The 17,964-nt window shown below is 69.0% G+C and carries 18 protein-coding genes and 1 pseudogene; 6 read left to right on the forward strand and 13 right to left on the reverse strand.

Annotation, left to right across the window (positions count from 1 at the left end; all coding sequences use genetic code 11):
- Nucleotides 1-418: 418 nt before the first annotated feature.
- On the forward strand, nucleotides 419-1,735 hold the full coding sequence (gene aspS / locus ACZ6ZT_RS14475) for an aspartate--tRNA(Asn) ligase (protein WP_469719417.1): 1,317 nt from the start codon (nucleotides 419-421) through the stop codon (nucleotides 1,733-1,735).
- 138 nt (nucleotides 1,736-1,873) lie between these two features.
- On the opposite strand, the gene ACZ6ZT_RS14480 is transcribed toward aspS, so the two are convergent.
- From ACZ6ZT_RS14480 to ACZ6ZT_RS14510, 7 genes are all read right to left on the reverse strand, one after another.
- Entirely contained in the window at nucleotides 1,874-2,374 is a 501-nt protein-coding gene (locus ACZ6ZT_RS14480; protein WP_469719419.1) for an ATP-binding protein, read from the reverse strand.
- 120 nt (nucleotides 2,375-2,494) lie between these two features.
- The gene (locus tag ACZ6ZT_RS14485; protein WP_469719421.1) at nucleotides 2,495-3,232 is read right to left on the reverse strand and encodes a class I SAM-dependent methyltransferase; all 738 of its coding nucleotides are present in this window, start codon (nucleotides 3,230-3,232) and stop codon (nucleotides 2,495-2,497) included.
- A 58-nt stretch (nucleotides 3,233-3,290) separates the two neighbouring features.
- Entirely contained in the window at nucleotides 3,291-4,685 is a 1,395-nt protein-coding gene (locus tag ACZ6ZT_RS14490) for a hypothetical protein (protein WP_469719640.1), read from the reverse strand.
- A 2-nt stretch (nucleotides 4,686-4,687) separates the two neighbouring features.
- On the reverse strand, nucleotides 4,688-5,452 hold the full coding sequence (locus ACZ6ZT_RS14495) for a hypothetical protein (RefSeq protein ID WP_469719423.1): 765 nt from the start codon (nucleotides 5,450-5,452) through the stop codon (nucleotides 4,688-4,690).
- 40 nt (nucleotides 5,453-5,492) lie between these two features.
- Nucleotides 5,493-6,077: a CYTH domain-containing protein gene (locus ACZ6ZT_RS14500; protein WP_469719425.1), complete on the reverse strand. Its 585-nt coding sequence runs from the start codon at nucleotides 6,075-6,077 to the stop codon at nucleotides 5,493-5,495.
- A 154-nt stretch (nucleotides 6,078-6,231) separates the two neighbouring features.
- On the reverse strand, nucleotides 6,232-6,531 hold the full coding sequence (locus ACZ6ZT_RS14505; RefSeq protein WP_008743055.1) for a hypothetical protein: 300 nt from the start codon (nucleotides 6,529-6,531) through the stop codon (nucleotides 6,232-6,234).
- 80 nt (nucleotides 6,532-6,611) lie between these two features.
- Nucleotides 6,612-7,121, reverse strand: a complete 510-nt coding sequence (locus ACZ6ZT_RS14510; RefSeq protein ID WP_267829344.1) for a nucleoside-diphosphate kinase — start codon at nucleotides 7,119-7,121, stop codon at nucleotides 6,612-6,614.
- 405 nt (nucleotides 7,122-7,526) lie between these two features.
- On the opposite strand from ACZ6ZT_RS14510, the gene ACZ6ZT_RS14515 reads away from it, so the two are divergent.
- Together ACZ6ZT_RS14515 and ACZ6ZT_RS14520 are read left to right on the forward strand one after the other, a co-directional pair.
- Entirely contained in the window at nucleotides 7,527-8,186 is a 660-nt protein-coding gene (locus ACZ6ZT_RS14515) for an NUDIX hydrolase (RefSeq protein ID WP_469719428.1), read from the forward strand.
- Entirely contained in the window at nucleotides 8,183-8,596 is a 414-nt protein-coding gene (locus ACZ6ZT_RS14520) for an NUDIX hydrolase (RefSeq protein WP_390360946.1), read from the forward strand. The genes ACZ6ZT_RS14515 and ACZ6ZT_RS14520 overlap by 4 nt, the downstream gene beginning before the upstream one ends.
- Before the next feature lie 150 nt (nucleotides 8,597-8,746).
- Here the strand turns inward: ACZ6ZT_RS14520 and ACZ6ZT_RS14525 are convergent, their stop codons facing one another.
- From ACZ6ZT_RS14525 to ACZ6ZT_RS14550, 6 genes and pseudogenes are all read right to left on the reverse strand, one after another.
- Nucleotides 8,747-9,109: a hypothetical protein gene (locus ACZ6ZT_RS14525; protein ID WP_469719431.1), complete on the reverse strand. Its 363-nt coding sequence runs from the start codon at nucleotides 9,107-9,109 to the stop codon at nucleotides 8,747-8,749.
- Nucleotides 9,110-9,360: 251 nt separating this feature from the next.
- Nucleotides 9,361-11,061, reverse strand: coding sequence for a relaxase/mobilization nuclease domain-containing protein (locus tag ACZ6ZT_RS14530; protein WP_469719436.1), 1,701 nt, complete (start codon nucleotides 11,059-11,061; stop codon nucleotides 9,361-9,363).
- Entirely contained in the window at nucleotides 11,058-11,621 is a 564-nt protein-coding gene (gene mobC, locus ACZ6ZT_RS14535) for a plasmid mobilization relaxosome protein MobC (protein WP_469719439.1), read from the reverse strand. Before mobC ends, ACZ6ZT_RS14530 begins: the two co-directional genes overlap by 4 nt.
- 333 nt (nucleotides 11,622-11,954) lie before the next feature.
- A complete protein-coding gene (locus tag ACZ6ZT_RS14540) occupies nucleotides 11,955-13,247 on the reverse strand; it encodes a hypothetical protein (RefSeq protein WP_469719441.1) in 1,293 nt (430 codons plus the stop codon).
- A 272-nt stretch (nucleotides 13,248-13,519) separates the two neighbouring features.
- Nucleotides 13,520-14,020 (reverse strand): annotated as a pseudogene (locus tag ACZ6ZT_RS14545) (zinc finger domain-containing protein); the annotation flags it as partial.
- Between the two features lie 5 nt (nucleotides 14,021-14,025).
- Nucleotides 14,026-14,865, reverse strand: a complete 840-nt coding sequence (locus ACZ6ZT_RS14550) for a winged helix-turn-helix domain-containing protein (RefSeq protein WP_469719443.1) — start codon at nucleotides 14,863-14,865, stop codon at nucleotides 14,026-14,028.
- 584 nt (nucleotides 14,866-15,449) lie between these two features.
- On the opposite strand from ACZ6ZT_RS14550, the gene ACZ6ZT_RS14555 reads away from it, so the two are divergent.
- The 3 genes from ACZ6ZT_RS14555 (at nucleotide 15,450) to ACZ6ZT_RS14565 (ending at nucleotide 17,728) form a co-directional block, all read left to right on the forward strand.
- On the forward strand, nucleotides 15,450-15,701 hold the full coding sequence (locus tag ACZ6ZT_RS14555) for a helix-turn-helix domain-containing protein (RefSeq protein ID WP_469719445.1): 252 nt from the start codon (nucleotides 15,450-15,452) through the stop codon (nucleotides 15,699-15,701).
- Nucleotides 15,702-15,844: 143 nt separating this feature from the next.
- The gene (locus tag ACZ6ZT_RS14560) at nucleotides 15,845-16,168 is read left to right on the forward strand and encodes a DNA-binding protein (RefSeq protein WP_469719641.1); all 324 of its coding nucleotides are present in this window, start codon (nucleotides 15,845-15,847) and stop codon (nucleotides 16,166-16,168) included.
- 51 nt (nucleotides 16,169-16,219) lie between these two features.
- Nucleotides 16,220-17,728: a LacI family DNA-binding transcriptional regulator gene (locus ACZ6ZT_RS14565; protein ID WP_469719448.1), complete on the forward strand. Its 1,509-nt coding sequence runs from the start codon at nucleotides 16,220-16,222 to the stop codon at nucleotides 17,726-17,728.
- Nucleotides 17,729-17,964 lie beyond the last annotated feature (236 nt).

Genomic DNA, 17,964 nt, shown 5'->3' on the forward strand with positions numbered 1-17,964 from the left:
AGTTGCCGCGCATTCTCGTGACGGCTTGCAGAGCACCAGCGATGGGCGAAGGGGCGTCCTGTGTGGCCTCGGCAGGGACACCGTTCGGTCACCTGATGCGCCACCACGGTGAATCCGTTGCGAGGCGCTTGTGGCATCCCTATCCTCGTGACCAACGCGTCGACGGAGACGATTAGCCACGGATCACGCGAGCAGAGAGAGCCGCCGGCAGCTGTGAAGGCGGACTCGCACCCGTAGTGAAGACCCTCCCGAGCGCGGGGAGGAAAGGCCCCCGGGCCCAATGCCCCGCCGGTTTGCCCCCGTCATCGGGCTGAATGAGGCCGCCGCTGTCTGGCGGTGGCAAAGGCGTGGTGGCACCGCGAGTACCCTTCTCGCCCACGCTTCCAAGGGATCATGACGACGCCCCTGGAGGGCTGCGATGATCCACACGACTAGCCGCGTACTGGCTTCTGACCTACGCGCACACCTCGACCAGACCGTCACGGTCTCCGGCTGGGTGAACGCACTCCGGCTGCAACGCAAGATGCAGTTCGTCATCCTGCGGGACCACTCCGGCATGATCCAGGTATCCCACAAGCGCGACGGCGGCCCGCTTGAAGCCGCCATCGAATCGCTGACCCCCGAGTCCGCCGTCCGGATCACTGGCCGAATCGTAGAGGCGGCCCAGGTCAACCTGGGTGGCCTGGAGCTCGTCCTCGAGACGGTCGAGGTGCTGAACCGGGCGGAGACGCCCCTGCCGATCGACGAGAAGACCGGCCCCGAGCACCGGCTCGACTGGCGCTTCCTCGACGTACGCAAGCGGGCCACCGCGCAGATGGTGTTCGCCGCGCAGACGACCCTGGAGCAGGGGCTGCGCGAGTACGCCATGCGGAACGGCTGCACGGAGATGCACACGCCGAAGCTGATGGGCACCGCCTCGGAGTCTGGAGCGGAGGTGTTCAAGCTCGGGTACTTCGACCGCTCGGCCTACCTCGCCCAGTCGCCGCAGTTCTACAAGCAGATGGCCGTGGCCGCCGGCATCGACAGGGTCTTCGAGATCGGCCCCGTCTTCCGGGCCGAGCCGTCGTACACCTCCCGGCACGCGACCGAGTTCACCGGCGTGGACGTCGAGCTGTCGTGGATCGAGGACGTCGAGGACGTGATGGCGTTCGAGGAGCAGATGCTCGCCCACGCCATTGCGAAGATCGCCGAGGTCCATGGTGAGGCGATCCGGGAGGTTTTCGGTATCGAGGTCGTGGTGCCGGAAGCTCCGTTCCCCAGGATCACGATGGCTGAGGCGCAGGAGATCCTGCGGGCCGGCGGCTGGGACCCCGAAGGCGTCAAGGAGGACCTGGACCCGGAGGGTGAGCGCACCATCGCCGCCCACATGAAGGAGTTCAGGGGCCACGAGTTCGTGTTCATCACGCACTACCCGGCCAGCATCCGGCCCTTCTACCACATGCGTCCGGCGGACCGGCCGGACCTGACGCTCAGCTTCGACTTGCTCTGGAAGGGCCTGGAGATCACCACCGGGGCTCAGCGTGAGCACCGCTCCGACGTGCTGCTGAAGCAGGCGGAGGAGAAGAGCATGGACACCGAGCCGATGCAGGACTACATGAACATCTTCCGGTTCGGGTGCCCGCCTCACGGCGGCCTCGGCGCCGGCCTGGGCCGGATCCTGATGGTCATGCTCGGCCTGGACTCGATCCGCGAGGCCGCGTTCCTGTTCCGGGGACCGAACCGCCTCACGCCCTGATCCCGGCTGTGCACGCTGTATCGGGGCCAGGACCGGCAGAGGTGCTGGCCCCGGGGGAATGTGCTTGCGGCTGTCGCTCGCTGCGCACCCTCGACGGGCCCGTCCCAGCGCGCCATGCCTAGAGCTCCCGGAGCGCTGTCAGGACCTGTCCCAGCAGAAGCGGGGTCGTCTCCTGACGGGCCGTGCGCTGATCACTGAGAGCGCCTTCTGGCCGGGCTGGGATCTCGGCCCAGACGAACTTCCCGGGGTGCGGGTGCCGGGAGTAGTAGCCCCATCGGCTGGCCATAGCTGCGGTAAGGAGGAGGCCGCGGCCTCCGGTGGCGCTGTTGCTTGGCGTGCGGGGCGTTGGCAGGTGGGGGTCGTTGTGCCGACGAGTAGAACTACCCCTGCGTTGGTCGGCCAGAGCCTGAGAAGGATCGTGCCGGGAGCTGCTGGGTCGGTGGCTGCGATGCCTGGTGGGCGTGCGTGGCGGATGGCATTGGTGGCGAGTTCCGAGATGAGGAGGCGGGCAACCTCGGTTCCTTCGGCTGGGAAGCGCCAGCTTCGGAGTATGTCCACTGTGTGGCGGCGGGCCCAGGCAACGGCGTTGGGTGTGGTCGCGAGCGTGAGATCGCTGACGGGCGGGAGGGGCTGGCTCATGCGGGTGGCTCCCTCAGCGGCGGGGCCGGGTGGGGTGCGGTGTGCCGTGGATAGCAGGCGGGGAGGCAGCCCTTGGGTGGCGGGATCAGCGCCGCCCAAGGGACCTCAGGGTTTCGTGGGCTACTTCGTCGCTATGACGTAGACGCTGCCCCAGCGGCGCTTCGGGTTGGCCATGGTGGGATCGAAGGTCCACGGCTCGACGGTGGTGAAGCCGGCCTCGGTGAAGAGCTGGACGAGCTTCTCGTGGTCGTAGGCCCACAGGTGCTGGGTGTAGGTGGGGTCGTCGTCCTGGTCGCGGAAGACGAGGTTGACGAGGTCGAGCTGGGTGTTGATGTCGCCGAGGCAGTTCCGCTTGGCGTACCAGCGCTCGATCGTCTCGGCGGAGGTGTCGAGGGGGCCGGGGTAGCGGCTGAGGGCGAAGGCGGCGTCGGGGACGCCCGTGATGATCTGGCTGCCGGGCGCGAGGACGCGGTGGGCCTCGCTGGCGTACTGCTTGGCGGAGCGGGGGTAGTCGATGTGCTCCAGGAAGTGCTCGGAGAACAGCGTCTGGGCGGTGTTGTCGTGCAGGGGGATGCCCTCGCGGACGTCCCAGAGAAGGTCGGCCGGCGGGACGGCGTCGATGTTGAAGAAGCCGTCGATCCGGTGGGCTCCACCGCCGATCTGGACCCTGGCGGGCTTGTCGTCGATGCGGCCGTTGGGCCAGGCACGCCGGCTGGTGTGGTGGTAGCGGTGGAGTTCGATCTCGCGGGCGGCGGCGCGGAGGCCGCGGGCCAGTCCGTGGGTGGTGGCCGGGTCGTTGAGGAGGGAGGCGATCTGCTCGCCGAGGAGGTCGGCCGAGGGCATGCCGGAGGTGCTCATGACAGGGCTCCTGATCACGAGGGGCTGGGTGAGGTGGCGCTGTGGGTGAAGTGGTGGGTTACGCGGCGCTGGGCGCCGGAGGGGTCCACTGCTTGTTGCGCATCAGCGTGTACTTGATGTCCACCAGGCGCGGGGTGATGGTGAGGGAGAGCTCCTCGGCCGGGTGGAGGTGGCCGGTGTCGTCCTGCTCGGCGCGCCAGATGCGGTAGGCCAGGTTGGGGTAGGCCGGATTGATGCCGATCTCGCCCTTGGGCATCGTCCCGTTGAACGGGGCGACGATGTCCATGTGGTTCCAGTAGTTCCAGGCTTGCAGGGCCTTGTACTGGTCGAAGTAGAAGTAGAAATCGGGGTAGCGGCCGAAGGTGCGCAGCTCCCGATGGATGAGGTGGCCCAGGAGCGGGCCGAGCTGGGTGGCGAGGGCGTCGAACTCCCAGCGGGTGTGGTGCCAGGCTTCGGGGATCTCACCGGGGGTGAAGAGCCGTGCGGCCACGAGGTGGCTGATGCGCTCGACGAGGTACGTGGCGGCGTGCTCGGGGTCGATGGCGGGGTCGACGCGGTGGAGGAGCGCGGCCAGCTCGTCGGGCCGGGGGCGGAACTTGGCGAGGTCGAACTTGCCGGACAGGGCCGGGAAGGAGGCGAACAGCAGCTCCTTGTAGAGCCAGTTGTTCAGCTCCCCCAGTTCCGCCAGGCGGCGGGTGTGGCGCGACGTGGAGTGGAGCATCAGGTACTCCGCCACGGCTTCGAAGTAGAGGTAGCCGAGGATCGGCAGGCGGGGGATCGTCTCGTCGAGCTGCTGGAGGAAGGCTTCCGGGGCGATGGCTGTGCTCTGGTAGGCCACGGCGGAGGCGGTGGCGAGGAAGGCGGCGGAGTTCTTGACCCGGGCCACGACGGTCTCGCGGAGCTGGTGCCGCTCGTTCTTGCTGAGCAGGTACTCGAGGTGGCTGTAGATCTGTAGATGGATGAGGCCCAGCCTGAGGTAGTCGATGCCAGCCAGCCCCTGGTACGACTCCGGAGGCGTGTCGATCTCGATAATCAGTGGGGTGGGCCTGCGGTCGGTGATGCCGAGCTTGGCCAGGAAGGCCGGTGCCTCCCTGGTCAGGACGTACGAGGCCAGGTTGTGCATGCGGAAGCCCTGCTCGGTGGGCGTGAGCGGCGCGCAGTAGATGCTTCCGACGAGGCAGCCGCCGGAGGGGTAGAGCATGCCCTCCTGGTTGATCTCCTCCAGTGCGTGGGTGACGTGGAGGAGGTGCAGCTTGCCCTCGCCGCTCAGGGTGTCGAACAGGGCGTTGCGGCGCAGCAGGTGGCCGTTCGGGGTGCCCTCCGCGAGGCGCTGGTCCCATGCGGCGGACTGGGCCGCGAGCGGGTCGACGGGGTCGGCAGGGCTGGGGACGAGGCCGCTGCCGTAGAAGGCGTGGGCATCGGCCCATAGGTGGTAGGCGTCGAGGAAGTCCACGGTCACACCAGCCCTGCCTGGGCCAGCGCGAAGCGGACGGCCTCCGGGCTGCTGGCCCCTGCCAGGTGGGCCTTCTCGGAGGTGAGGACCAGATCGAAGGCCAGGCCGCGGTACCGGTCGAAGGCCGGCTCGCGGACGTGCCGGGGGTCCGGCCACCAGGTTGCCTTCGGCAGCCGGTATCGGTCGAGGGCGTCGGCGGCCTTCAGGATGTCCGCCGCCGACTCGGCCTTCGCGTGGTCGTGCCAGTCATCGGCGGTGAAGGCGTCGTACGGGACGTCGTGCAGGCGGACGGCGGTCGCCGCCTGCACGATCCGGCGGGGGCTGGCCGTGAGGCCGAAGTGCCCCCAGACGGTGTCCGCATTGGCGGCGAGCCAGATGGCCGCTCGGGCGCCGTGCCCCTGATCGTCCTTGTCGTGACGGCGCTGGCAGTCGTGGACGGCCGCGGCCACGACCGCCGTGGCCGTATCGGCGTCGTCGAGCCCATGGACCTTGGCGAGTACGGCGGCCAGCGCTGCCGTGCGCATGCTGTGGCGAACGCCGTGGATCGAGGTGTACAGGCGTGGTGTCGCCATCCAAGCGGCCGGCGACGCGGACTGTTCGATCAGGGTCCGCGCGGCCGGCGCCAAGGCCGGCGGCGCCGACGCGGTGAAGTCGGGCCGGTTCTCCTCGATCCACTCGACGGTGGCCCGGTCCATGTACTGGTGGAGCGGCAGCTGCCGACGGGCCGCCTGGTCGATCAGGGTTGCGGTTGCTGGGGTCGTGCTCATCTGTGCCCACCCCCTTGGTGGTCTCCGCGGTGACGTGCTCCTACCTGAGGGGCGCGGCCTGCTGCTCGCGCTCCTTGCGCTCCTGCTCGGCGGCCTCGAAGGCGGCGGTGAAGTCGGCCAGCTCCTGCTCGGACATCAGAGTGACGCCCAGGCTCGCGGCCACATCCGTGATCTTGGCCTGTGCCTCGTCCCGGGCTGCGTCCGAGGCGCCGTCGTCGAGCAGCAGCTCGAACTCGGCGTGGTAGCCCCACGCCTCGCTCCACTTGACCGCGATCTCGACACCGTCGAGGCGGAAGTTGTGACGGAAGTTGAATGCCTGGTGCATGGCCGTCTCGAAGCCGAGGGCGTTGAACACGTGGACCGCAGCGGGCACGTCGGCGGGGGAGATCGCGAACTCGGTCTCCGCGAAGGCGGCGCCCTGCCCGATCTTGCTGCCCTTGAGGGTGATCTTGGCGGTGCCGGCAGCCGTGTTGTCGGTGACCTTCAGCAGTTGGTCGGGCAGTACGTAGAAGTAGATGTGCTTGTCGTCGTTGCCCAGGTCCTCGCCGTCTGCCTTCAGGCGGACGACCAGCTGGTCGTGGGCTTCCTTGGTGAAGCGGGCTCGCATCTCGATCTCGACGGGCACGGGGTGCTGCCTCCTCGTTTCAGGCATGGCGAAGCCGTTCGGAGCGGGCCGCAGGGGGGCCTGTCCATTAGGTCGCGTGTCGTGGAGTTGATGGTCAGGAGCGGGGGGATGCGGCCGGGCCGGCCAGCCGCATCCCCGTCGTGCAACTGAGGTGTCAGCCCAGGTCGCCGAAGCGGTCCCGGACGACACCCGAGTGCAGGTAGGTCGGCAGCTGGACGCCACCCACAGACGTGCGGCTAGTGGCGACCTGCTCCTCCGTCTCGCTGGGGAAGCCCTCCAGGAGGCGCAGGCACTGCTCGACCCATTCACGCGACTTGGGCCAGTCGCCCAGGTCGCGGTATCGCACCGCCAGGGCGTACGAGGTCTCGGTGGCTGCCCACCGGTCGGTCACCAGCTCGCGCTGGAAGATCGACTCCAGTTCGTCGGCGGACGCCAGGCGGGTCTGGTTGGTCATGGTGCCCTCTCAGATCAGACGGTCGTGCCCCAGTGGTGAACAACGCACCGGTACCGACGCAGTGACGCCGTAACACGCCGCTAATAGGTGTAGATCTCGGCGAGCGTCTTGTAGTCCTGCAGTTCGTCCTTGTCGAACCACAGCTCCACTTCCTGCTTGGCCTCCTCCGCGTTGCCGGAGGCGTGCACGAGGTTCGCGACCGCCTTGCCGGTGGCGGTGCTGGCTGCGGAGCTGTAGTGCGAGAAGTCGCCGCGTACGGTGCCGGCCGGGGCCTGGTTCGGGTAGGTGCTGCCGACGATCTTGCGGACGGTGGCGACGGCGTCGTAGCCCTCCAACACCAGGGCGATGACCGGTCCCTGCTGCATGAACGTGGCGAGGACGTTGTAGACCTCCGACCCCAGCCTCTCTTCAAGGTCGAAGTAGTGGCGGCGGGTGAATTCCTCGTCCATCCACTTCATCTTGGTTCCGATGATCTTCAGCGCGGCATCCTCGAACCGCGTGATGATCCTCCCTGCCAGGCCACGCGCCAGCGCATCGGGCTTGAGCAGGACGAGCGTGCGCTCGACGGTGTGTGCCTGATCCTCGGGCATTGGCTCCCTTTCGCCTTGCTAGCAACCGGAGATGACGGACGATCAGCCGTCAGGTGCCGAGGTTACCGGCGGCGGCGGAGTGGCCAGAACGAGTGGGAGTCGCCTCCAGGTGAAAGGCGCGCAAACGGTGTCAGCGGCATGTCCGCCTAGGGGCTGTATCGAGCCAAGTTTCCCGTCCCAGTTACCCGAAGTGGGTGCGCATCTAGAATCTCCCTGTGTTCGCCCGGCGCGTGTGCCCCTCTCAAATGACCTTGACGCTAAGAGGATCACCGCAGAATTCCCTGCCCGGTGATTCCGATTCTGCCGGGACCTGGCCGGCGAGACCATGAAGCGCCAGTGCAGTGGGAGTGCACGTTTGGCGCGCAGCTTCCTGCACCGACAGCAGCGACGACGAAGGGTCGGCTCGTGGACGTGATCGAGCGCTGGAGCGGGCGGTACGCGTGCCTGCTGCAGGCCGCACTGCGCCTCACCAACGAGCAGTTCGCCGCCCAGCTCGGCATCGCCGTCAGGACCGTCGCCACCTGGCACTCCGACGCGGCCGTCGTGCCGCGCAAGGAGATGCAGCAGCTCCTCGACTCCGCCCACGAGAAGGCTGCGCCGACGGCACGGCAGCGGTTCGCCCTACTGGTGGCAGGCGAGCGGGCCCCGGCGGCCTCCTCGCTGGCGGGGGCCCAAGCCCTCCGTGTCGCCATCGCCGTGGTGATCCGGGACCACCAGGTCTTGCTGGTGTGCCGCCGGGACGACGATGTCTCTGGGATCACCTGGCAGTTCCCGGCTGGTGTGATCAAGCCCGGAGGCAAGGCGGAGAGCACCACGGTGCGAGAAACCTTGGACGAGACCGGGGTCCACTGCGCCGTCCGCCAGCACCTGGGAAACCGCCTCCACCCAGTGACCGGAGTGCTGTGCGAGTACTTCCTGTGTGAGTACCTGGCTGGCGAGGCCACCAACACCGACGCCGTCGAGAACGTGGACGTCATGTGGGTTCCGAAAAACTCGCTGACTCGGTTCATCCCCGTCGATACGATCTTCCCACCCATCCTGGCCGTCCTGGAGGAGCAGACGTGACGCAGCAGAACGCTGAGGAGCGACCGGGCATCGCCGCAGCCATCGTGGTGCACGAAGGCCGCGTGCTCATGGTCCGGCGCCGGGTCAGCGAGGGCCAGCTCTCCTGGCAGTTTCCGGCCGGCGAGGTCGAGCCGGGCGAAGCCCGCGAGGACGCCGCCGCACGCGAGACCCAGGAGGAGACCGGCCTGACCGTGAAGGCGATGAAGCTGCTCGGCGAGCGGATCCACCCCGCCACTGGCCGGCTGATGTCCTACACCGCCTGCGAGGTGATCGGCGGCCACGCACACGTCGCGGACACCGACGAGCTGGCGGAACTCGCTTGGGTTGCCCATGCCGAGATCCCTCACTACGTTCCGTACGGCCTGTTCGAGCCGGTGCAGGAGCACTTGGACACCGCCCTCCATCGCTGACGCTGGCCATCCGGTGCCGGGATCCGTACCGCAGGCGCGGACGCGCCGACGTAGCAACTTGCTTGGGCTGCACTGAGCAAAGCGGACGGCGGCTGGGAGGCCCTCCCAGCCGCCGTCCGAGTTCCCTGCATGGGCGCCTTGTCCCTGTGATCAGTCGTGCGGGAGGAACCTGTCGGCTCCCGCAGCGACGATGACGCCCAATCGGTCGTACTCGATGAGGTCTTCGTCGGTCATGAGGGCGGCGAGGGTTCGGTGGTGCTTGACGGCGTACTCGAGCAGGAGCTCTGCCAGTGTGGTCGCGGCTGCCTCTGCCTCCGCTTGGGCTTCGGGGTTGTCGACGTGGACGCCTGCGGCCTGGAGTTCTTCGATGGTGGCGTTGCGGACGATGGCCTGCTCCTCCTCGGTGAAGAGGCGTCCGTCGAGGTGGCGGAAGACGAGGGAATCCGCCGGGCGCTTGAAGTCTGTGTCGAACAGCAGGGCCATGACGTGAGGGCGAGGGGTGACTGCGGGCATGGAGGTGCTCCCTAAGGAGGGGGTGGGTAGGTGTATCCATGGTCTGGAGAATCCCCGGTTTGGCTGACCGGGGATTGTCGGCTATATCTGTCTGCCCTGTCGTCGTGCGCGCACGAGCGGCTTCGCATGTGCGCCTCGTCCCGGCTATCGCCCTGGTAGCGGTCCACCACGTTGGCTGGTCGGCTGTCCTGTATGGAGAGCCCCGGCTGGCGGAGGGTGGAGAACGGTGCTCCGAGCAGGGCGCTTGGAGCTCAGCGTCGGGGACGGTTCGGCGGGGTCGCGGGCACGGCGGGCGGCTGCGTGCCGTGTCCCGGCTGGCCGATCCACGATGCCGCTGTGCGTCGGCGGGCGGCTTCGGCGCGGGGGCTGGGGCTGGGGTTGCGACCGGTGTGCTGAAGTCGGGTGATCAGGACGCGGGCGGGTTGGCGGGCTGTGCCGAGTTCTCGCTGGGCTGCGGCTTCCTTCAGGAGTTGGTGGGGTTGGTGGCCTCGGGCCTCCGCGTCGGCCAGGAGGGCGGCGAGGGCGGGCCAGCTGGGGTCGATCAGGATGCGGTCGGCCTGGTCGGGGACAGCGGCGCGTACGTCGCGGGCGAGGGTCCGGCGGGCTTCCTCCCTCGGCTGACGCTGTTCGAGTACGACGAGCGTCGGTTTGAGGGCTTGCTCGGCGGCTGCCTGCAGGTGGTGGAGGGCTTGGCGGGCGGCGTCGGCCTGGTGGGCGTGGCCCTTGGCCTCGTGCCAGCGGCCGGCGATGATCCCAGCCCACAGGAGGGCTGCGATGAGGGCTGCGAGGGCGCTGCCATCGGGGCCGGTGGCGGTGTGGACGATGTCGCGGGCCGCATGGCGGATGGCGTGGGCGGCGCGGTCTTCCGCCCGGATCTGGGAGCGCTGGGCGCGTGCGAATGCCTTCGATGCCGCCTGGAGTTCGGCGCGTAGGTGGGTGGGGACGTTCTGGGCGGTGGCTTCAAGGAGTTCGCCGAGGGCAGTGATGTGGGCCTGGGCGTGGGTGTCGTCGGTGAGGTCGGTGCGGAAGGTATCGAGGGCTTCGGTGGCCTGGTGCCAGGCTGTGGCGGGCTGGTTGCGGCGGGCGGTGGGGTGTTCTTCGGGCTGGCCGCCTTCGAGGCGGTCGCGGAGTTTGGGGAGGGTGAGGTCGGGGGCGATCTTCCCGCCGGGGTGGAAGACCTGTTCGCCGTCCTTGTTGAGGTCACCGGGGCGGCCTGCGGCGTAGCCGAGGAGGTCTCCGGAGGGGCCGCGCCGGGCCTTGACCGCGATGCCGTCGGCTTCGAGGTAGGCGAGGAGTTCCTCGGCGGTGCGGGCGTGGGGGATGGCGGCGCGGATGCGGTCCTGGAGCCATTCGCGGCTGGTCTGCTCCCAGCCGAGGCGTTCAGCCTTGTGCATCTCGGCCGGGGTGGGGGCGCGGGTGCCGGTGCGGTCGCCCTTCTTCAGGCGGCGCAGGCCGTAGTCCTTCTCGATCTGGCGGCATGCGTCGCCGACGCGGATGCCGCTGTCGTGGAGCTTGGGGCGGCGGCCGTCCTCGCGGACGGTGGTGGCGAGGATGTGGATGTGGTCGTCGGCATGCCGTACGGCGATCCAGCGGCAGGCCAGGTCGTCGCCTTCGGGGGCGATGCCTGCTGCGGCGACGATGCGCTGGGCGATCTCGCCCCACTCGGCGTCGGAGAGGTGGCGGTCTTCGGGGGCTGCGCGGACGGGGCAGTGCCAGACGTGGTCGGTGATCTTCTTGCCGAACTCGCTGTTGCGGAGCCGGATGGGTTCGTCGAGGTAGCGGGCGAGCTGGGTGAGGGTGGCGTTCTCGTCGCGGCCGGGGTCGGGCATGGCGAGCATGGCAAAGCCGGCCACGATGTGCGGGTCGGTGTGCTCGTCGTGTCGGCCGGGGCCGTAGAGGTAGGCGAGCAGTCCGCGGGTGTTGGCGCCGGAAGGCTTGATGGCTGCGATCACGGCTGTCGGACCTCCTGCGGGTTGGCGGGCTGGCGCAGGGTCTCGGCGATCAGGGTGAGCAGGTCGTGGAGTTCGTCGAGGCGCTGGCGTATGTCGGACGGGGTGAGATCGCTGTTCAGGGCGCGGGCGATCTGGTTGATGTTGACGCCGATGCGGTTGCACTGGCGTAGGACCTGGGCGCGGAAGACGTGCGTGCGGCGCCGGTCCTCGGACAGTGGCAGGTTGGCGGTGAACCGGCCGTTGATGAAGGCGAGGACGATGTCGGCGGCGAAGCCGGATTCGCCTTTGTAGCCGTGCTCGGCTGCTGCTTCCTGGAGGCGGGGGCGTTCGTCGTCGGTGAAGCGCAGGGGGCCGACGCGGTCGCCGCGCTTGTTGCCGGTGAAGCGGCGGATCGTGGGCTGGGCGCTCTTAACCGTCGGCTCTCCGCCGGCGGTGAGCTCGGCGTTGCGTTCGGCGTGGAGGATGTCGCGCTGGACAGCGTGGAGCGTGCCCTGGTCGGGGCCGCCCTCGGACCCGACCTCACGGTCCGGCGCCCCCTGGCGCTGGGCCGTCTCCGCCACCCCCGGGGCGGAGATCCCCGAAGACCGGCCGTGAGTCGGACTCGGGGTACTACTGGCTCCCCGGTCGGTGGCTGGGGTGGGGGCTGATTGCTGCTGTGCGTGGTGGGTGGCTATGGCGGGCTGATCGTGGATGGAAGAAGCTCCTTGTGTGGAGGTGGATTGGGTGAGGTGGGCGAGCAGTTTGGCGGCGGCCTTGCCTCGCGGCGTTCGGGAGGAGGGAAGGCGGGCCGGGCCACTGCTTGCGCGGTCGGGCGAGTAGAACGACTACGGACCAGCTGGAGCCGCTGATCCGTAGTCCCCGTTCCGGTGTTTCGCGACTGACCGGAGATCCGGTCAGTCGCTGGTAGCGCTGGTACCGCTGCCCTGTTCCATGAGCAGCAGTGCCCTGAGCTCGGTGAGCCGGTGCTCGGCGATGGGGAGCCCGGCAGCGTACACGGCGTCCCGCAAGACAGCTCGAGTGGGCTTTCCGTGCACTGCTATGGCCTGGCGGCCGATGACGAGCAACTCGTCCATTTCGGCGCCGGGAGGGCGACCGTAGCGTTGCGTCGTAGGACCGCCCTTCTCAGTGGACGGCTCCATGCCGTCGGGGGCAGGGATCGTTTCGTGCAGGGGCAGGTGGGGCTGCACAGATGTAGGCGGCGAGCCTTCGGGGTGAGCGTCGGGAGCGGGGTGTTTCCTGGCTTCCTCTTCTTCCGTGCTGTTGTCGATGCCCGATCGGCTGGGTGAACTCCTCGGCTCGCAGGAGGGCGCGACGTTCCGGTCAGGGCTGGACTCGGTCCAGGGCGAAGGCAGCTCGATGGTCGCCAGCGCTACTGCGTGGCGCCGGGCCGCGAGCTGCTGGAGCAGGTCGCGGAGCTGGCGATCGTCGATGCCTACCGCGGCTTGGGCGACGGCCCGTGACAACCGCCGTGCAATGCGCCGGCCGCGCCACCCGCTGCGCTGCTTGGGGGTGCGCTCGGCGAGGCGTGCGGCCAGGGCAACGGCCTTTCGGGTGGCGCGGTCGCGGGTGATCTGTGCCGCGTCGCGATCGCGTTCGGCGATGCCCAGGCGGGAGAGCAGGCGTTCACGTATCTCGCGGCCGGTCCGGGCGAGGATGCTGTGGGAGGAGGCTTCCGGTTTGTGGAGGCGTAGCTCGATGCCCATGGCCTGGTGCCAGAGCAGTGCGGCGAGGACCGGGCCCACGAAGGCTCGCACGGTGCCGCCGACCAGGCCGGACTCGGCGTACGCGGGGATCACCTGCACGGTGGTGATCACCCAGGTTAGGGTGCCCGGCAAGCCGGGTGCCTGCTTGGGGCCGTGGAGGTTCTGCCGTGCCAGCAGCGCCGTGGCGAACAGGGCGAACTCCGCGGCGGCGAACATGGCGGCGCGTTCGGCCGTGCCGCTCATGTCCAGGTAGTCGGCGGCGAACCGCCAGCTGGTGTCGGCGCTGTACGCGGTGCAGCCGACCGCGGCCAGCGCGGCGATGGTGACGGCGGGCGACGCAGGCTTGCGGATGCCGCCGTTTCGACGTGCGCGTTGCTGCGCCAGCCGCTTGATCAGCAGCGCGGAGCAGGTCAGTGCGAGGGCGATGAGAGTGAGGGACGTGGCGTTCCAGTGCCCGAGTGCGGGCAGGGCGAGTGGTGTCATGCAGGGGTCTCCGGAGACTCGCCCGCGCCATGCAGGGGCGCGGGCGGGCGGTGTGGTGATGGCGATGAGGCGGGGAGGCTGCGCCGGAGGCGGGCGAGGCCGTCGCGACGAGACCAGGAGCACGGTGGGTGGCCGACCCAGAGGCCGGACCGGCACGAGTGGGGGGCGGCTCAGCGTCTGCTGGAGCGAGCGGGACCCGAAGAGGGAGTGCCGATGCCGCCCGCCACGCCGGTGGTCGGGCGTGGCGGGGCCGACTGCCGGGTGGGAGGCGTGGCGGTGACGGCTTCGCGGCCCGCACGACCGGACCGGTAGGGCGCGAGCTGGGCGCGTACCGCTGGAGGGATTACGGATCCGACGGAGCGCAGGCGGGCCTCGACGTCGGGGTGCGGGCCGACGGTGAGCTCGTGGAGGGTGGACGGTGCTGTCTCGCCGATCGCGACGGCGCGCCGGTTTCCGCGCAGTTCGGATAGGTATGCGGTCACGTCGTCCGGATCCGCGACCGGGAGGGGATCGGTGTGCCGTGCCAGGCGGTCGCGGCGGTAGGCGTCCCACTGGCGGGCGATGTCCACCGGCAGGATCCGAAATCCGGAGGTGCGGGTGTGTGCCGTTACCGCTTCGCGGACGTCCCAGCCGTGGGCGGTGAAGGGAACGTCGGCCAGGATCTCGTGCCACTGGGCGATCTGGTCACGGGCAGTGCCGCTGTCGGTGTGGGCGGTGCGGGTGTCGAGGCGTCCGACGTAGGCGAGCAGGAGGGCGATCTCTCGGAGGTCCAGGGTAGTTATTCCGTTCCGGTAGGGGTGTCATGGGCTTCGAGCTCGGTGAGGGCATCGAGCAGGGCGCTGGTGTGCTGTTCGGCGCGGGTCCTTCCGGTCGCAGGACCGGAGGAGGCGCCGCCTGGCAGGGAGCGCAGGTGCGGGCGGCCAGGAGCGGGAGTGTGTTCGCGGGTGATCCACTCGCGCCAGTCGGCGGACCAGGCGGCGGCGGTGCGCGGTCCCCAGACCGCCCGGTAGTTGCGCCACTTCTCGTCAGCCGCTCGCAGGGCGTGCTCGCCGAGCCGGTCGACGTGGCCTTGCTGCCGCAGCCACGTCTGGGTGGTGTCGTCGATGTGCCACTGGGCGGCGGGGATGAGCGGAGAGCTGCTGCTCTTACTACCGTTCATCTTTGGTTCTCTACTGTTCTGGGGGTCGGATTCCGGTCCCCGTCCCGGTGGGAATCCGGTCCCCCCAGGGGTTGGATTCCGGTCCCCGGGGCCGGTTTCAGGCCCCCCTTCAAGTGGCTTCGACGGGCCGGATTCCGGCCCGGTGGGGGCCGGATCCCGGTCCCTCGCTGAGGCCTGCTCGGCGAGGAACCGGGCCGCGTCGGGAAGGTGGTAGTACCTCTCGCCGCGAGGGCCCTTGCGATCCTCGATCCACACCAGCTCGCCGCTGGCGATCAGCTTGTCGAGGGCGTCCCGCACAGCGCTGCGGGACGCGTTGGCCCGCTTCATGAGGGCGGAGACCGAGGCGTACGCGATGCAGCGGCCATCGACGCATCGGTCGGCGATCAGCACGAGGATCATGCGGGCGGTGCCCTTGCTGCGGCTGTGGTCCCACACCCATGCGCGGGCGTCGTGACTCATCGGGTGGCGGCTCCTTGGTAAGGGCGGGCAGGGGGTAGCCCGTTTCGGGTGGGGGAGGGGGGCGGGGTGTGACGGTTGCGGCCTGCCGGCGTGCGGTGCTGGCAGCTTCGCTGCCCGGCCTTGGAGTGCTGGGGCTTGCCGTGTCCCCCGGGATCAGCGTTCGGGGTGCATGGACAAGACAGCCACATTGGTTCGCGCAAGTCCAGCATTCCACCGAGAAAGCAAACAGCTCACGGCGAACATGCCCCTGTGGGTGTGTAAAAACGGTAGACCCGAATCCCCGGTTGACCAAATAGCTCGGGAAATTGGCGGGACGAATAGGGCAAGTCGCGACGCTTCGGCAATGTCTCCGTGCACCCCCGCCGTTACCTCCAGGTCCTCCATCTGTGCAGGTTGGAAGGGTGCAGCCTGCGGGCAGCCCTCCAGTCGACGGACCTGGCGGGCCATTATTTGGTCAACCGGGGATCCGCTGCTATGTTTCGCAATCTTTCGGCGGCAGGGTAGGGAACCTGACAACAAAGCGGCGGAATGTAGCAGCAGATCCCCGGTTACCCAAACCGGGGATCCCAAGTTACAAAATATGCATGCCCCTAACACCTCTGGAAATCGGTCCGGCCGGGAATCGAGTCGCCCGTGCCATCGAGCGAGCCCGCACCGCGCGTGGTGTCGCCCAGCGCCAGCTGGCAGCCCGTGCCACCGCGCTGGGCCATCCCATGACCGTCACGACGATTTCCCGCATCGAACGCCGACGCCGCCGCTGCGACGTCGACGACCTCGTCGCCATCGCCGCCGCCCTCGGCGTCTCCCCGCTCGTGCTGCTCCACGGAGCCCCATAGCGAGCCGAGCCTGCGCCCACCCCTCACGCCGCAGACGCTCAGAGACGTTCGTGCCAGAGCTTCGCCGTCGCCGTGACCGAACCTCCAACCCGCTACACACCAGAGAAGGACCACCTTTGCCTGAAGAGGCCAGCTTGCTCGCTCTGCCCCGTCTGTTCCGCCCCGAGGAGATCGCTGCCGCTCTTGGCTGCTCTGCCTGGTGGGTCAAGGATCGGGCCCGCCGACGCCTCATTCCGTTCACGTACGTCGGTGGCGCGTACCGGTTCACTGCGAACCACCTCGCCGACATCGTCCACCTTCACGAGCAGCGCCCCGCCCGTGCCACCCCAAGGCACTCCGCTTATGTGCTTCCCCAGCCGAAGGCCGCCACGGCTCCCCGGAAGCCCGACCCGACCATGCCCGCTCCGCGGTTGAGGGCCCGGCCTCCTCGACGGGCGCTTAAGTCCCAGTACGGCACCGCCGCGTAACCGCTGGGAGAAGGACCCACACCGCACAGCCATCGCAACGAGAGGAGAACCGTGGGTTACGGCGAAAGGCGGGCCGGCTACTGGCGGGGCCGCTACAAGATCGAGGACGGCAAGTACGGCACGGTCGCCGACCCGACCGGCACGGTGGTCAAGTTCGCCACCAAGCGGGAGGCCAAGCAGGCGGCCGACGAGGAAGAGGCCAAGGTCCGGCGGGGCAACTGGCGTGACCCGTCGCTAGGCCAGGAGACGTTCGGCGAGTACGCCAGCCGCTGGTACGACGACCAGGACCTGGCCGCCTCCACCATGCAGAACTACCGGCGCCACATCGAGGAGCACCTGCTCCCCGCCTTCGAGGACAAGGCACTCGCCGCGGTACTGCGCAGGGACGTCGACGCCTGGGAGAAGAGCGAGAAGGCCGTGTACGCGGCCTCCAGCGTCAAGACCTGGCGCTCGACGCTCCACCTGATCTTGGAGGACGCGATCGACGAGGGCCTGATCTCGGCCAATCCGGCGGCCAGGCGCCGTGGTCGAGGCAAGCGCGCCGGCCGTTCGCGGGACCGAGGACCGGAGAAGGTCATCACCGATGCCCTTGGCGTGCTGTTGACCGCCGAGCGGGCTGCCCTCCTCTCCGGCCGTGATGACGAGTTCGTCGCTGTGGTGCACAAGGTGTACACCGGCATGCGCTGGGCCGAGATCGTCGGGCTCGAGACGGAGTTCGTCCGCCGCGATTCCGTGCGGGTCGAGTGGCAGCTGTACGAGCTGGACAACGGCGAGTTCGTGCGTTGCCCGCCCAAGGACGACAGTTACCGCACCATCGACACGATGGACTGGTTGTCCGCCCTGGTCGCCGACCACGTCGCCCGTACGAAGCCGCGGTCCTGCCCTTGTCACGGCAGGACCTACGTCTATCGCGGGCTTGGGACAGCCCGCACCGGTGGCCATCACGGTGCGAAGCTGGTTGACGTGGCTCGTCACGCGGGCGTCTCCACCGGCACGGTCTCCAATGTCCTCAACCACCCGGACCGAGTCCGCGAAGAGACCCGTATCCGCGTCGAGCTCGCCATTGCTGAGCTCGGATTCATCCGCAACGGACCGGCATCCAGTGACCCAGCCGCCCACTGGCGCCGCAACGGCTTCGCGACCTGGCTCTTTCGGCCGGCTGCTGACGGCTGGTACCCACGGAAGGCTCCGCAGGAGGCTCGCCCGGTTCCGATCGTCGGCGAACCCTGGCCCGGCATCCCAGTCCGGGGACGAAACTCCCAGGGCCGCGCCGACGCCTGCTGGCTGCCCATTGCCAAGGGGCTCACCCCACACGGCCTGCGCCACACCCACCGGACCGTGATGGAAGACCTCGGCACGGAGAAGGTGCTCATGGACGAGCGCATGGGCCACCTCGACGGCTCGGTCTCCGCCCGCTATGCCCACGTGACCCCGGGTATGCGCCGACGCCTCATGCTTGGCCTCACCGACCAGTGGGAGGCATCCCTCGAAGCCCGTCGGGCGATGAGCCCGAGGTCACCGGTTGCCGTCCTCGACCAGCTGCTGGTGGCTAAGGCCTGACTGGGGTGCCCGGCCGGGACGAGTTGGGCCCCGTCCTCACCCGGTGACCGGGTCCGATGGGTCCTGCCCTCCGGCCGCCGGTGCTCGCTCGACGATGTTGGACAGTGGGCCGCCGTAGGTAGTGCCCAGCTTGGTCACTGCGCCTGCCGTGGGGCCGGGGCCGTCCTTCATCCGGCTTACGTAGTTCTCAGGCAGCAGGACGCGGTCCCCTACCACGAGGGGCTTGTTCCCGCGCC

It is taken from the genome of Streptomyces sp. NPDC102258, from assembly GCF_055584685.1.

What these genes read in the sequence shown, in the direction of transcription:
- aspS (WP_469719417.1), top strand. Translation starts at nt 419, where the DNA reads ATGATCCACACGACTAGCCGCGTACTGGCTTCTGACCTACGCGCACAC.
- ACZ6ZT_RS14480 (WP_469719419.1), bottom strand. Translation starts at nt 2,374, where the DNA reads ATGAGCCAGCCCCTCCCGCCCGTCAGCGATCTCACGCTCGCGACCACA.
- ACZ6ZT_RS14485 (WP_469719421.1), bottom strand. Translation starts at nt 3,232, where the DNA reads ATGAGCACCTCCGGCATGCCCTCGGCCGACCTCCTCGGCGAGCAGATC.
- ACZ6ZT_RS14495 (WP_469719423.1), bottom strand. Translation starts at nt 5,452, where the DNA reads ATGAGCACGACCCCAGCAACCGCAACCCTGATCGACCAGGCGGCCCGT.
- ACZ6ZT_RS14505 (WP_008743055.1), bottom strand. Translation starts at nt 6,531, where the DNA reads ATGACCAACCAGACCCGCCTGGCGTCCGCCGACGAACTGGAGTCGATC.
- ACZ6ZT_RS14510 (WP_267829344.1), bottom strand. Translation starts at nt 7,121, where the DNA reads ATGCCCGAGGATCAGGCACACACCGTCGAGCGCACGCTCGTCCTGCTC.
- ACZ6ZT_RS14525 (WP_469719431.1), bottom strand. Translation starts at nt 9,109, where the DNA reads ATGCCCGCAGTCACCCCTCGCCCTCACGTCATGGCCCTGCTGTTCGAC.
- ACZ6ZT_RS14540 (WP_469719441.1), bottom strand. Translation starts at nt 13,247, where the DNA reads ATGACACCACTCGCCCTGCCCGCACTCGGGCACTGGAACGCCACGTCC.
- ACZ6ZT_RS14550 (WP_469719443.1), bottom strand. Translation starts at nt 14,865, where the DNA reads ATGAGTCACGACGCCCGCGCATGGGTGTGGGACCACAGCCGCAGCAAG.
- ACZ6ZT_RS14555 (WP_469719445.1), top strand. Translation starts at nt 15,450, where the DNA reads ATGCCCCTAACACCTCTGGAAATCGGTCCGGCCGGGAATCGAGTCGCC.